This is a genomic window from Flavobacterium sp. W21_SRS_FM3 (genome assembly GCF_052113625.1).
Taxonomy (GTDB): domain Bacteria; phylum Bacteroidota; class Bacteroidia; order Flavobacteriales; family Flavobacteriaceae; genus Flavobacterium.
This window is the reverse complement of sequence record NZ_JBGQOD010000004.1, coordinates 101,970-117,556: the sequence shown is the minus strand read 5'-3', so window position 1 is coordinate 117,556 and position 15,587 is coordinate 101,970. Positions and strand designations below refer to the sequence as shown.

The following is a 15,587-nucleotide window of genomic DNA, read 5'->3' as shown; positions in this document are numbered from 1 at the left end:
TTTTTTTTTTAAAATTCTAAATTAACACCAAAAGATATAACTCTTTGGTTGTATGATCTATTATTAGTAGTACCTGCAAAACTTTGCTCAGGGTCAATTCCTTTATGAGATTGATAAGTCCATAAATTATCACCTTGGAAATATAATCTAAGTTTACTTAAACTCATTTTTTCAACCATCTCAGTCGGGAAATTATATCCAAAGTTTAAAGCTTTCAATCTTACATAGTCATTTTTGAATAAGAACCTACTAGAAGTAGAATTGAAATCATTGTTTGATGCTAATAAAAGTGGTGTGTCTGTAAGATCACCAGGATTTTGCCAACGGTTTTCGATATCTTGATGAGCAGCTCGTCCTGCAGCTTCAAATCCTTCCATTAAACTCGCATAAGTACTATCATAAATGTATGCTCCATAACTAAAATTGAACAAGATATTTAAATCTAAATTTTTAAACTTGAAGTAATTTGTTAATCCACCTACAGCTTTAGGTAAAGATGATTTTCCGGAGTAATTTCTAGACGCTTGAGTATAAACTTTTGTAGTTTCTTTTTCGCCTGTAGGCTTCCCATCTCCATCTAAGATGTCTTTATACCACATTCCGTATCCATCAGCTGAATCAACTCCTGCCCATTCTTGAATATAAAATTCATATAATGACCTTCCAACTTCCCATCTTTTAGTACCGTTAATAAAACTTTTTTGAGTTAACTGAGTTATCTCATTTTTATCTATTGAGAAGTTTAAACCCGTTGTCCATGTAAAGGTAGGGTTTTGAATATTAGTAGAACTCAAAGCAAATTCCCAACCATAATTTCTTAACGCTCCTACATTAGTAAGAATTCCAGTATTTCCAGTAGAACCTGCAACTGGTTGATTATAAATCAAGTCAATTGACTCTTTATTATAGTAATCAACCGAACCTGTAATCCTATTATTAAAAAGTCCAAAGTCCAACCCTATATCTGTAGAAGCTGTCTTTTCCCATGTTAAATTTCTATCCACTGCACTTCCTAATACTACTCCTGTATTAGTTAATTCATTATAACCAGTTTCAAAAGACTGTATGTAAGGAAAATATGATGGATTCCCATTATTATCTAGAGTTTGATTATTTCCTAATTCTCCATAAGATCCTCTCAGCTTAAGTTCAGAAATAAAATTACTATCCTTTAAGAAATTTTCTTCAGATACTAACCATGATCCTCCAACTGCATAGAAGCTTCCCCATCTAACATCAGAACTAAATCTAGAAGATCCATCTCTACGAAATGATCCTTCTAAGAAATATTTCTCTTTGTAATCGTAACTTAAACGACCTAAATAACTAGATATTCTATCTTTTGCAGTATATCCTGAAACAGATGATGGAGTTGTACTACCATTTAAGACCTCAACTCCTGGTAAAAAACCTTCACCTTGTGCACCTAAAGCATCAATCTTATATTGGTATGCCTCTTGAATTAAATCTGCTCCGAAAGTATGATCTCCAAATGTTTTTTTATAATTTAAAGCATTTGTAATATTTACACCAGTAGTAATATCCCTATTTTGAGTAACTCTACCCTGTACATTTGACGCATATCCTACTTCACTACTTGCATAAGTAAAGGAGTCATACAGGTATTTTTCAAAAGCTATTGTAGTTTTAAATGAAAGACCTTCTGTTAAAGCCGCTTCTAAATAAGTATTGGCAGTGTAATTATCCCTTTTGTAACCAATATTATATTTATACAGTGAACCGTAAGCATTTTCATTATCGAACACTGGACGATTTGCGTTTAACAATTGACCAGTATTAGCACCATAATCAAATGATTTTTGTCCGTTGCCATCTAGTAACAAATCTCCATTTCCATCTCTTTTATAAACTGGATAAATTGATGATACATTATAAATAAATTGAATAGCACTTTGATAACTCGTTCCACTTTGAGATGGAAAATTTTGATCTGAAGTAGAGTAAAACATTGTCACGCCACTTTTTAACCAATCATTTACTTTAGTATCAATACTCAACCTTGTATTTAATCTGTCAAATTTTGATGTAGTTACATTTCCTTCTTGTGAAAGGTAATTTGTTGTAAAATAATACTTAGTATCTTCACTACCAGCAGATATTGCTAATGTATGTTCAGTTCTAACAGCTGAATTATCTAGTATTAAATCTGCCCAGTTTGTATCCCATTTCTTATCGGTAGTAACCAAATTTCCATTTGCATCAACAGGAGTGCTAGCAGTGTATGGATTATAACCTAATCTCGGTATTAAAGCAGTTGATGCATTTTGACCAGCCGTAGCTGCAGTCTGATTATTCACATATTGGTTGGTATTTCTAATTGCCTCCCAATTTAGCTGCATAAATCTATCTGACCCAACCATTTTATGTAAAGGCACTGCGTTGTCAGCAAAACCAATTGTTGAAGTAACAGAAACTTTAGGAGCACTATTAAACTTACCTCTTTTAGTCGTGATAAGAATTACTCCGTTTGCACCTCTAGAACCATATAAAGCTGTCGATGACGCATCTTTTAAAACACTCATTGATTCAATCTGATCAGAACTTATTGCATTTAAATTACCGTTGAAAGGAGCGCCATCTAAAATAATTAACGGAGATGATGACGCATTTATTGAACCTGTTCCACGAATACGTATTGTGGGACTTTCCCCAGGCATACCACCTGCAGCAATTATATTAACTCCAGAAACACTTCCTTGAAGAGCCGTCATTACGTTAGTAGCTTGTTGCTTAAGCAGCACATCACTATCAATCGTAGCAACAGAACCAACAATAGATTTAGCCGTTTGCTTTCCATAAGCTACAACCACTACCTCATCTAATGATTTAGCATTAGATTCTAAAGTAACAGTCACTCTGTTAGAAGAACCTACTGTAACTGATTTATCACCCATACCTATAAACGAAAAAACTAGCACATCTCCAGTATTAGCTTTTATAGAATATTTTCCATCAAAGTCAGTTTGCACTCCCTGTGATGTTCCTTTGATAACCACATTTACGCCAGGCAAAGGTCCAGAATTATCAGACACTACACCTGTTATAGCTCTTTCTTGCGCAGATAATAATTGAATTGTAAACACTAGTAATAGTGCATAAATCCATTTGAATTTAGATCTCATATTATATTATTTTGAATTAGTTAAAACAAACTTCTTAATTATTTCTTAAATAAAAAAATTATCCTCCACAAATTTTAACATATAGAGCTATATAAATTGTGATTTTTATGAAATAAACATAGTTTTACAACTCTACAATATAAATAATTTATGAAAAAGATTATTTTTGCATAAATAATTCAAGAATTAATGCTAAAAAACAATTACTCCAATTTATCATTAGAATCAGGAACCGATGAAGCAGGTAGAGGCTGTTTGGCGGGCCCAGTCACTGCGGCGGCTGTAATTTTAGTCGATAATTTTGAAAACAGTGTTCTGAATGATAGTAAGCAGCTTTCTGAAAAAGTTAGAGAAAAATTAAGACCAATTATAGAGGAGCAAGCTATTACTTTTTCGGTAACTCATTTAGAAGCGAATGAAATTGACGAAATAAATATTTTAAACGCTTCCATCAAGGGAATGCAGGAATGTATTCTAAAACTTAATCCTCAACCCAAATATATCATTGTAGATGGGAATAGTCCTTTTATACAGAAAAAGTGGAAAGTCAATTCTCATGGAAAAATCTTTACTTTGGAGGAAAAAGAACTTCTAACTGCAATCCCAAGTTTAAGTATTGTAAAAGGAGATTCAAAATTCATGAGTATAGCCGCTGCATCTGTTTTAGCTAAAACGTACCGAGATGAATATATGAATCGGATACATGAGGAATACCCCATGTACAATTGGAAGAAAAATAAAGGCTACCCTACTAAAGAACATCGGGAAGCCATACGAAAATATGGCGTGACTAAATACCACCGGATGAGTTTTCGATTATTGCCAGAACAGATGGTTTTGGATTTTGAGGAATAAAAATTGAATAACTAATTCAGATTAGAACAAAAAAAGAGGATACTTTGCAGTATCCTCTTTTAAATTATTCCTAATTGTATTCTAACTTTTATTCTATTTAGTATCCTTTATTTTGCACAGCATTTGCATTTGCATTAATCTCCACTAAAGGAATAGGGAAGGCATATTTATAACTTCCATAAAGAATTTGACCTTTATCATCATACGTTTGTCTTAACGCATCAACAACTGGCATATCTTTTTTAGTTCTAGCTAAATCATCAAATCTAAATCCTTCAAAAGCTAATTCTTTGCGACGTTCTTTAAGAATATCATTTCTAGTAACAACTGCGTAAGCAGCAGCCCCTCTATTAGTAGCAATAGAATTCATTGAAATCAAAACAGATGGATCAACATTGTTTAACATAAAAGAAGCTTCTGCATTTACCAATACCATTTCCTCAAAACGTATTAATGGAACATTAGATGAGTTCGATATAAACTTTCCAACATTTCTTAATTTTCCTTTTGAATCTAATGCTAACATTGCAGCACTTCCTCTTACATCAGAAGCAATAAATTGATTTTTTAAATCTTGTAAAACTGCTACATCACCATAGTTGGTCTCTGCATAGATATTATACAAACCGTCGATAGACTGGTTATCATTATCTCTAAAAGCCAATTCAAAAATAGAATTCACTGGTGTAGGTATAGTGTAAGTACTTACAAACTCATTTGTTTGAGCTATGCGAGTTCCATTTGCAGCAGCAGCATTCATTGCTTTAGCTGAAGCATCTTTAGCGATAGTCCAATCTTCAAAATACAAAGCTACTCTAGCTTTAACTGCATTTACAGCTGGTGTAGTAACTGTTTCTTTTGAACCATCTAAATCAGCATTCATTAAATCTAATGCTTGATTCAAGTCAGCATAAATAAATTCTTTCACTTCACCTACTGTATTTCTTGCTGGGCTTAAATTTGCGCTTTGAAACACTTTCACATAAGAGATCCCTTTTGCAGTCAATCCGCCTCCATCAACATTTTGTTGACCAAAAAGACGAAGTAAATCATAATGTGCAAGTGCTCTTAAAGTAAGGGCTTGTCCTTTATAGTAATTGATTTGTGCCGTTTCTGCTGCATTTGATCCTTCAATTGAAGAATTGATTACAATATTACAACTTCCAATTACTTTATAAATTTGAGTAAAAGTATCTCTTGCATAACCATCTGAATCCACCATATCCATAGAAGCTGGTGTTACAAAACGCCCTGAATTTCCATTAGAATAAGCATTGTCTGAACGTACATCACCATAAACTAATATATCACGACCGTAATAAAAAGTATTGGTCATTCTATCATAAGCTCCAGAAATTACTAAGTTCAAGTCATTAATTGATTTGATAGTTGTAATGTCTTTGTTTACGCTTAATGTTGGGTCTAAATCTTTATCGTCACATGAAATTACTGTAAAAAGTAAAGACAGTGCTATTAAGCTTTTTAATATTATTTTCATTGTTTAAAATTTAAAATTAATGGCAAATGTTACCGATTTAACTGGAGGTGTAGATAAACGTGTAAAACCATCTGCTCTTACTTCTGGATCATATTTTAATCGACTGTCTTTCACAAAAGTGAACAAATTAGTTCCTCTTACAGATAAAGTTAATCCGTCTAAACTCATTCTTTTTACTAATTCCTGATCAAAAGAATATCCTAATACTAAATCTTTTAATCTAATATAATCTCCATCATATAAGAAACGAGTTGAAGAAGAAGCTGAATTACTTCCAGTTGAAGATAGATCAATTTTTGGCACATCAGTGATGTCGCCAGGATTTTGCCATCTGTTCATTAACGTACTAACACCATTATAATAAGCTATAGGTCTTAGCCCCGTACTTTGTGTATAACTTGCCCAGTCTTCAAAAACTTTATTACCTCCTGCAAAGTAAATACTAGCATCAAAGAACACTCCTTTGTAATCTAAATGAGTACTTACTCCACCTGTATAAGTAGGCAATGATTTACCTTGGATTGCAAGTTTAGCTGAATTATAGTTGCTAGTTACTTCCCCATCAACACCATTTACATACCATTGTGGCAAACCATTATCTGGATTAACTCCTGCATATTTTCTCATATTCCAGGTTCCAACTGCCTCACCTACTTTAGTCACTTTAGTACCAGTGGTGATATTGATGTCGTTGCCAGAAGCGTCTTTAGCTAACTTTGTCACCTCATTATCATTCAAAGCAAAATTCCCTGAAACTGTCCAATTGAAGTTCGTTGATTGAATTGCAGCATAACTTAAATCTACCTCAATACCTTTATTTACAATTTCACCAACATTAGCAGCTAATGAACTGAAACCTGATGTTCTTGTTAAAGGAACATTTTGCAACAAATCAAAAGTGGTTTTATTATAAACTCCTACACTTCCTGAAAGACGGTTGTTAAAAATTCCAAAATCAACTCCCAAATCAATTGTTCTATTCTTTTCCCATTGCAAATTTAAGTTTCCATAAGTAGATGGATAAATTGTTGGGTTACCAGCATAATTGGTATCATAAGCAAGTAAAGCCTGATATTGATTTAAATCAATTTCGTTATTACCCGAAGTACCTACAGATCCTCTCACTTTTAATTCATTGAAAACAGAATTGTCCATAAAATCTTCTTTATACACATTCCATGCAGTACCTACTGACCAGAAATCTCCAAAACGCCTTGTAGGAGCAAAACGAGACGATCCTTCTTTTCTATAAGTGAAATCAACAACGTATTTCCCTTTAAAGTTGTAGTTAATAAGTGCTAAATAAGAAACATTTAACCAATCTTGGTAACTTCCATTAACACTAATATTTGAAACTACATTGTCTACATAAGTTAAGCCTCCTGATGCAATATTCTCACCATAAGCACCTAATTCATTATACGTATTCTTTTGATACTCAAACAAAGCTGTTGCATCAAAACTATGATCTTTAAACCTATAATTATAGTTAATCGAGTTTTGAGCCACTAAATTCAAGTTTCTTGATACTTGTTGACCTGAGTCACCATTAACATCTGCACCATCTCCATGAATTGGATTGTCATACTGGTGGTAAGTTGCTAGATTATAATCAATTCCTAAAACTGACTTGTATTTAAAACGATCTGATATTCTCCACTCTAATGAGTTGTTAGAAAGAATACGTGCTAAGCTATTTTCGATTAAATTGTTCTCAACTACATATAATGTATTTGGCAAACCTGTATAATCTTTAATATCTTCGATATTTAATGAACCGTCTGCATTATAAGGATTTACCCATGGATTCATGAAGTATCGTGCTAAATGAGGATTTGCAAAAAAACCACCACCCTCTAAAACTCCTGATTGTTTTGAATCAGAGAAAGAGTTGTTAGTTGAGAATTTCAAATTCTCAGTCAACTTTCTGGTCATCCCAATTTTCGCTGTCAAACGTTTAAAATCAGAACCAATAACTGTTGCATCGGTTTTATTGTAACCTAAAGACAAGTTAAAAGTTGATTTTTCATCACCTCCACTAGCAGAGATATCAAAAGTTCTTAAGACAGCATCTTTATTTTTTAAAATCTCAGCCCAATTGCCTTCTTTTCCATCCCAATATTGCATTCCAGCGAAGTTATTATCAATATCTAGACCTTCTTGTGTACCTAATAAAAACCCTTCGGCACCAGCCCTATTGAATCCTTTAGAAGCACCGTAAGTATTGTAAACAGCATCTAAGTACAGTTCTTTTCTTTGCGCTCCAGTTAAAGGAGTTTGTCCTTTTACTGCGTTATTTTGAAAACCAACAGAAGTATTGACATTAAATGCCGTTTTTCCTGATTTTCCTTTTTTAGTGGTAATGATGATTACACCATTAGAACCTCTTGCTCCATACGCTGACGTAGCCGAAGCATCTTTCAATACAGTCATACTCTCAATATCATTGCTACTAATAGATGATAATGGAGACAATGTAGAAACATTATCACTTCCTGAAAAGTTTGAATTGATTACCGGAACCCCATCAATTACATATAATGGTTGGTTACTTGCCGAAACTGAACCCACACCTCTTATACGGATATCTTGAACGGAACCTGGCGTTCCTGAAGATTGTGATATTTGCAAACCAGCAACTTTACCTTGTAACGCTTGGTCCACTGATACCACAGGAACTCCTTTTAAGCTTTCGCCTGATAATTGTTTTACACTTCCTGTAACTTCATTTTTACCTTTAGAAACGTATCCTAAGATAACCACTTCTTCTAGTACTTTTCCTTCTTCTTTCATCTTTACATTGATTGCAGAAGAAGCATTAACTGTGGCTGCAAAATCTTGCATACCTACAAATGAGAATACTAAAACATCTCCTTTTTGAGCCTTAATTGTATATTTCCCGTCAAAGTCCGTTTGCGTACTTTTACTAGTTCCTTTAACAACAATATTAACTCCTGGAATTGATCCAATAGCATCCGAAACAACACCCGTAATCGTTTGCTCTTGTGCAAAAGCAAACTGAATAGATAACGCCATTAATAGCGCATAAATCCATTTAAATTTTAACCTCATTATTTTGAAATTTTGAATTAATTAGTCTGCAAAAATCCTAATAAAAGCTTAATTTTTCCCTACGTTATTTCCCTTAAAAAAAAGTTTAACATTACGCGAAAAAAAATTGACACAAAATGTTAAAAAAAAATATTTATCTCAATTTATTGTAAGAAAAAAAGATGATAGTAGAATTTTATTTTTCGCAAAAACATAATAAACACAAGGGTTGAGAGTCATTTTGTATCTTTGGCAAACACAGTAACAGAAAAAGCCAAAAAAATAATCTAATCCCAGTTTCAACACTAATTTCGATATTTTTACCTCTTAACTAATTGACTCAAAAGCGTTTGAAACTCGTGTTCAAAACTCCTAAATAAACCCACTAGCTATTTAACTACAACTTTTAAATAAACTGTAAAACCTTTAAAAAAAAGCACAAAAAAAATAGATTAAAACAGTACAACTGCTTTAATCTATTTTGAGGTAAAATGATAATTTATTAGGTACTTAAATTGAGTTAAATACTATTAGGAACGGACAAATTCACTGTCAAAAAGTTTTGAAAAATGATTCAAAATTTTTCTTTTAATTTCTTCTTCATCTACTTTTTCAATTCCCAGTTCTACATTTAACGAAGTCACTGCTTTACCTCGAATTCCGCACGGAATAATGTTGTCAAAATAGCCCAGATCAGCATTAACATTTAAAGCAAAGCCATGCATGGTTACCCAACGTGAAGCACGGACTCCCATCGCACATATTTTTCTTGCAAAGGGTGTTCCTACCCCTAACCAAACACCTGTTTCTCCTTCACTTCGTCCACATTCTAAACCATATTCCTCTAAAGTCAGAATAATGGATTCTTCCAGAAAGCGTAAGTATTTATGAATATCAGTAAAGAAATTTTCTAAATCAAGAATGGGATATCCTACTATTTGCCCTGGTCCGTGATAAGTAATATCACCGCCGCGATTAATTTTGTAAAATGTAGCTCCCTTAGCCTCTAACTGTTTTTCTGATAAGAGAAGATTACTTAAATCGCCACTTTTACCTAGAGTATAAACATGAGGATGTTCAACAAATAGAAAATAATTAGGGGTTTCCAGGTCCAGTTCTTCTCTCCTGTTTCTTATTTTTATATCAACAATTTCTTTAAATAATTGCTCTTGGTATTCCCAAGTTTCCTTGTAGTCTTTATTTCCTAAATCTTGAAGTTGGATTATTTTGTTCATTTCTTTTTTGAGGTGCAAAGTTTTGAAGAGCAAAGGTACAAAGATTTATAATGAAGTAACAAAGCGGTATGAGTTACAACATGCTTTATTCTAAAATCACTTCGAGATTAGTACTTTTAGGATTTTGCAAAAAATCAAATATCAAAAACTGTAATTCTAAGCTTTTTTTGTCAGCACTAATTACGGCATTACTATTTGAAACTGATTTTATTTTTCGAGGAAAACGGTATTTCAATGTATAACTCTGTACCAATTTAAAATTTGCCAATTGTTTTTTATATTGTTCTATTTTCTCTTTTTCCTTCTGAAACCTATCCTCATCTGTAATATTTACTATTCTATTAAAATTATTTCCTGTTAAAGTAAATCGTATGTCGTAATAATGCTCTTCGGCAGTTAAGGCATAATTATGTTTAATATCACTTGCGTAGTTTTCTGTTTTAGAAAGATCTGCAATATCTTCAACCTTTTGGAAAGACTGTGAGATTGTGGTTCTAAACTCTTTATCATAAGCACTTTTTTTAATGTGAACTTTTACATTTTTAAAAGCATTAAACAGCTCCTGCTCTTGTGAAGTATATTTTATAAAATTGGCATTATAGTTGTCGATGTACTCTTGAAATACATACGTAGTGTCTTTAAAAACAGTTTCTTTTGAATATTCCTCTCTAGCTATTTGCATATAACTATTTTCGTTCCTATGACTGTCTAATGTAATAGTCCCACTATTATCTGCGTTTATATGCAGTGTTTCAGTAAGCTCACAACTTGTCACAATCCCCAATAAGAGCAGATAAAAAAAGTACTTCATGGAAAGCCATTTTTAAAATTAATTTAATCAAATATACTAGCTATAAAATACTTGCAACTCTACTTTAACATAATATTCTTACCAATTTTATTCACCACTATCCAACCCAAGCAACAACGTTATCTTGAAATCACTTTAACAAAACATAAAGCGGATATCCTAAAAATTTATTGTCGTAAATCGACTGTTTTTATTTCTACAATCAAACATTATATTAATCTGATAATCGAACTTTTCATTTTGCTACTTTAACACATAAAGACTATCTTTGCGCTCTTAAAATCAGAATAAAATGGCATTATCAGAACAAGAAATTATCCGTAGAGAAAAACTACAAAACTTACGCAATTTGGGTATAAACCCTTATCCAGCTAATCTTTTCCCTGTAAATCATACTTCCAAACAAATAAAGGAAAGCTTTGAAGAAGGTAAGAAGGTCATCGTAGCTGGGCGTTTGATGAGTGTTAGAGATCAAGGAAAAGCTTGTTTTGCTGAATTACAAGATAGCGAAGGACGCATCCAATTGTATGTGAATCGCGATGTATTGTGTGAAGGTGATGATAAAACATTATACAATCAAGTATTTAAAAAATTAACTGATTTAGGTGATTTTATTGGTATCGAAGGAGAGCTTTTTACTACTAAAGTGGGAGCACAATGTATTCGTGTGGATGGTTTTACATTCTTGAGCAAAACTTTACGTCCGTTGCCTTTACCAAAAGTAGATGAAGACGGAAAAGTACACGATGCCTTTAATGACGCTGAACTACGTTATAGAATGCGTTATGTAGATTTAACTGTGAATCAAAATGTAAAAGAAACGTTTATCAAGAGAACAAAAATGTTCAATGCGATGCGTAACTTTTTTAATGATAGAGGATATCTTGAGGTGGAGACTCCAGTTTTACAACCTATTCCGGGTGGTGCTGCTGCAAGACCGTTCATTACTCATCACAACTCGCTTGACATTCCGCTTTACATGCGTATTGCAAATGAATTGTATTTAAAAAGATTAATTGTTGGTGGTTTTGAAGGGGTTTATGAGTTTTCTAAGAACTTCCGTAATGAAGGAATGGATAGAACCCATAACCCAGAATTTACCGCTATGGAAATATATGTAGCTTATAAAGACTACAACTGGATGATGGAATTTGCCGAAGATCTTCTAGAGCAATGTGCCATTGCAGTTAATGGGACTAGTGAAGCTACTTTTGGAGAACACACCATCAACTTTAAAGCACCTTATGCTCGTGTTACTATGACGGATTCTATCAAACACTTTACTGGTTTTGATATTTCTGGAAAAAGTGAAGCGGAACTTTTTGACGCTGCTCGCGGAATGGGAATTGAGGTTGATGCAACGATGGGTAAAGGAAAATTAATTGATGAAATTTTTGGCGCTAAATGTGAAGGAAATTACATTCAACCTACATTCATTACAGATTACCCTAAGGAGATGTCTCCATTATGTAAATCACACCGTGACAATCCAGATTTGACGGAACGTTTTGAGTTAATGGTTTGTGGTAAAGAAGTAGCCAATGCATACTCTGAACTAAACGACCCAATTGACCAAAGAGAACGTTTTGAAGAACAATTAAAACTTGCTGCAAAAGGAGATGACGAAGCTACTGAGTTTATCGATGAAGACTTCTTGAGAGCATTAGAATATGGAATGCCACCTACCTCTGGAATGGGAATTGGAATGGACCGTTTAATTATGTTCTTGACTAATAATGCCTCTATTCAAGAAGTATTGTTGTTTCCACAAATGCGTCCAGAGAAAAAACAAATTGTTGTGGAGCTTGAAGCTGATGAAAAAACAATTGTTACTATTTTGCAAGCCAATGATAACCAAATGGAATTTGGTTTACTAAAAATAAAATCAGAATTGAGCGGTAAAAAATGGGATAAAGCCATGAAAAACCTTTCATCACTTGGAATGACCGAAGTGGTTGTTGAAGGTGATGTGAAAGCATGCCGATTGAAAGGATAAAATTATCTGATTAAATATAAAATTAAACCCGACAGTTTTTAAAACTGTCGGGTTTCTATTTTTAAACCAATTCTGGAATTAAAATCCCACTTATTTCTTCTTTATAGAAAGGTAATAAACTTACTTTATCAGGACTAATTGCAGTACTAGTAAAAAGTTTATCATAATAGTCAATTCCTTCTAATAAATTCTTTTTGAATGAATTCCATTTTTTAATTTGACCCGCACTTAGCGTTTCAGAAACAGTACTGATTTCATTTTTAAAATAATCAATATACATCTTCAGTTCTTTGACAAACATATTTGGACGATTCATAGCTGTTAATACCGTATCATTCCCATAAATATGTTGCACCATTTTAGACAAAGAAACCTCTTGATTGAAATACGCCATATTTGGCCCTGGACATATCACAACTCCTTGTGCTTGTCCTTTTATTTTCATGTCGTTTTCAAGATAAGACGCATTGGCTAAACCTACGCAGAGACAGGATTTATCGGTGATTTTATTTTTAGCATTGTCATACATTGCTGCTGTCAACGTCTCTTTATTCCCCTCTAATTCTTGCAATTTCACATCTTGGTATTTCTTAGAAGCGGTACAAATTCCTTCTGGCCCAAATTCTTTACTCAATGCCAAAAACTTTTTAGGACAAGCACTTCCAGCTTTATTCTCTTGTATTCGTTTTTGTTTTAACGCCTCATTTGTTGTTCCCCGCAAAGTGTTAAAGGGAATTCCTAAAGGAGAAATAGTACTTAAATACAAATCTTCTTCTTTGGCTTTCGCCAATAATTCGCGGGTATGTACATCTACAGAAGTCGCTTCAGGAACCAATAGAAATGGACTCCCCCAACCCACAGAGTCCACTTGGTAATGATTCAACAAAAAGTCATGTTCGTCTGCCGTTCCTACTCCACCCTGAACTGTAATTTTTAGTTCTAATGGATTTTCTGGAATGTGTTTCCCTTTTTGACCAAGTGCTTTCACCATCAATTCATGAGCCGATTGAATTAATTGCTCTTTTTTTTCTTTGAATTCTTCTAAAATAGGTCCTAGCAAATAACCCTCTGTTGCAAAAGCGTGTCCGCCACAATTCAAGCCAGATTCTACGCGATACTCTGAAACCCAAAGTCCTTTTTTAGCCAAGAAATTACCCTGAATCATTGCCGATCTAAAATCACTTACTTTTAAGATTATTTTCTTATTCAAATGATTGTTTTCATCTGGGAAAAAGACATCAAAACTTTCAAAATAGCTATATAATTTAGGGTTCATTCCTGCAGAAAGCACTACTGATGATGTTAGATTACTTTTTGTAAAACCACGCAATGAAGCATGCGCGTCATTGAACTCCGTAGGTAATTGTTCGTCTTTAATAAAATTATCCTTGTCTACCTTGGTCATGATATTCACATCTATCTCTCCTGCACTAAGATTGTTGTCAAGGTAATTCCTGATAGAGTCTTTACCTTCTTCTATCAAATTTTGCAAGCTTTGTTTAATGGTAGACTTATTAGGTAACATGGCTATATAGCTTTCTAGTGTTTGCTTGCTTTCGCTCAATTCCTTTTTGAAATTTTCAAACTTATCTTTTACAATTTTGTCTACCAAGTTCAAATAAGAAGTCACTCGTTCCGCACGGTAATCATGCATTTTTTGGGTAATTTCTTGGTAAGGAAGATTAAATTTCGAACTATAAAAAGCACTCATTTTTTCAATTAAATCATCATCAATAATCGAAATTACCGATGAAATTCCGTATTTCGCCACACGTATCGGACTATCGATGGTGTAAGCCAATCCCATAACCGGAATATGGAATGTATGTAAAGGTTTTGCTGTTTTCATGAAGCCTCTATTTTTAAATAAATAAGGCACAAATATTGCCTTTTTCAGCCACACAAAAGCTGATATTTATCATAAGACCTCTTAATCTTCAACCAAAAAAGCTTGAATTTTGAAAAGTAGTTTTCAAAATTCAAGCTTCTTACAACTCGCAATATTGAAGAACGAGTTTACCTCCTCTATAAAGTATAATTCAGATTAACACTCCAGCGGTAATTTGCTTCTATCCTTCCACTAGATAAATTTTGACTTATAGGCAACATCGCATTCATTCCTATTGAGAATTTATCTTTCCCTACTTCAAAACCAAATTTACTAAAAAGAATGTCCCCAGCAGTATCAGACACATTTTCGCCATATTGCTTATTGGTTTCATAAATCTCTCCAGCCAACCCAATTTGAGGCACTAATTGTACCTTATTCAAATCTAACAAATAGAATAATGTACTTCCATAATTAAATTGGTTTCCAAACTGGTATTTCTTGTCATTTTCTGTCTTTATCGTATAGTTTAGCATCGTATTCAATCCTAAATTTTTCTTTTTAATGACATACTCCGTTAGTAAAAGATAATCCCAACTCCCTGTTCCTAATTGAAAACTTTGATTTACGGTTCCAAGGTTATTTGCTTCGCTAAATTTTCCTGTAGGGATTTTTACGCCTCCTCCTATTTGTAAATTATGAGCAAATACTGCGCTATCTTTTTGAGTTTGATACACAGAGTAGATTGCCATAATGGTAATATCTCCCAATCCACTTATTTTTTCAGCACCAGAAGTAAGCGCACGATCATGAAAATGATACGGAATTAAAGCTGCAATTTGGATTTTATCTGTAACTGGGATTTTTGTCCAAATTTGAGTCGTATTGAAGTTCTCATCTATCCAAGGTGAGTTGGCAAAAATCCCGTCTCTACTGCTGTAACTTTGATTGAAGTAACGAATACCCACAAAATTACTGTTCAGCATCGAGCTAAACCCCATACTTCCACCACTTGCAGAACATCCGCAGGCATCACAGTCAAAATCCACTGCAGCATCGAGTTGCATTTTTTGGAATGTAAAACTAGAAATACTATCTTTTACAGTCTTAGCAGCTGTAAATTGAATAGCAAGAAAAGTGAAAAGGAAAACTATTATTGTATTTTTCATT

At 33.4% G+C, this 15,587-nt stretch carries 9 protein-coding genes; 2 read left to right on the top strand and 7 right to left on the bottom strand.

What is annotated here, in order from left to right:
- Positions 1-8: 8 nt before the first annotated feature.
- Entirely contained in the window at positions 9-3,143 is a 3,135-nt protein-coding gene (locus ACEN2K_RS08440) for a SusC/RagA family TonB-linked outer membrane protein (protein WP_441758895.1), read from the bottom strand.
- Positions 3,144-3,332: 189 nt separating this feature from the next.
- On the opposite strand from ACEN2K_RS08440, the gene ACEN2K_RS08435 reads away from it, so the two are divergent.
- Complete coding sequence (locus ACEN2K_RS08435; protein WP_441758894.1) at positions 3,333-3,998, top strand: ribonuclease HII; 666 nt, start codon at positions 3,333-3,335, stop codon at positions 3,996-3,998.
- A 97-nt stretch (positions 3,999-4,095) separates the two neighbouring features.
- Here the strand turns inward: ACEN2K_RS08435 and ACEN2K_RS08430 are convergent, their stop codons facing one another.
- The 4 genes from ACEN2K_RS08430 to ACEN2K_RS08415 all read right to left on the bottom strand — a co-directional run bounded on the left by ACEN2K_RS08430 (position 4,096) and on the right by ACEN2K_RS08415 (position 10,593).
- Positions 4,096-5,496 (bottom strand): RagB/SusD family nutrient uptake outer membrane protein, encoded by a 1,401-nt coding sequence (locus ACEN2K_RS08430; RefSeq protein ID WP_441758893.1) that lies wholly within the window; start codon positions 5,494-5,496, stop codon positions 4,096-4,098.
- 3 nt (positions 5,497-5,499) lie between these two features.
- On the bottom strand, positions 5,500-8,568 hold the full coding sequence (locus ACEN2K_RS08425) for a SusC/RagA family TonB-linked outer membrane protein (RefSeq protein WP_441758892.1): 3,069 nt from the start codon (positions 8,566-8,568) through the stop codon (positions 5,500-5,502).
- Between the two features lie 509 nt (positions 8,569-9,077).
- Positions 9,078-9,782 (bottom strand): lipoyl(octanoyl) transferase LipB, encoded by a 705-nt coding sequence (gene lipB, locus ACEN2K_RS08420; protein ID WP_441758891.1) that lies wholly within the window; start codon positions 9,780-9,782, stop codon positions 9,078-9,080.
- Between the two features lie 85 nt (positions 9,783-9,867).
- Positions 9,868-10,593, bottom strand: a complete 726-nt coding sequence (locus ACEN2K_RS08415; RefSeq protein ID WP_441758890.1) for a hypothetical protein — start codon at positions 10,591-10,593, stop codon at positions 9,868-9,870.
- Between the two features lie 292 nt (positions 10,594-10,885).
- On the opposite strand from ACEN2K_RS08415, the gene lysS reads away from it, so the two are divergent.
- A complete protein-coding gene (gene lysS / locus ACEN2K_RS08410) occupies positions 10,886-12,589 on the top strand; it encodes a lysine--tRNA ligase (protein ID WP_441758889.1) in 1,704 nt (567 codons plus the stop codon).
- A gap of 61 nt (positions 12,590-12,650) precedes the next feature.
- Here lysS and ACEN2K_RS08405 read toward each other — a convergent pair whose 3' ends face one another.
- Positions 12,651-14,438: a hypothetical protein gene (locus tag ACEN2K_RS08405; protein ID WP_441758888.1), complete on the bottom strand. Its 1,788-nt coding sequence runs from the start codon at positions 14,436-14,438 to the stop codon at positions 12,651-12,653.
- Positions 14,439-14,614: 176 nt separating this feature from the next.
- A complete protein-coding gene (locus tag ACEN2K_RS08400; protein ID WP_441758887.1) occupies positions 14,615-15,586 on the bottom strand; it encodes a transporter in 972 nt (323 codons plus the stop codon).
- Between the last annotated feature and the right edge of the window lies 1 nt (position 15,587).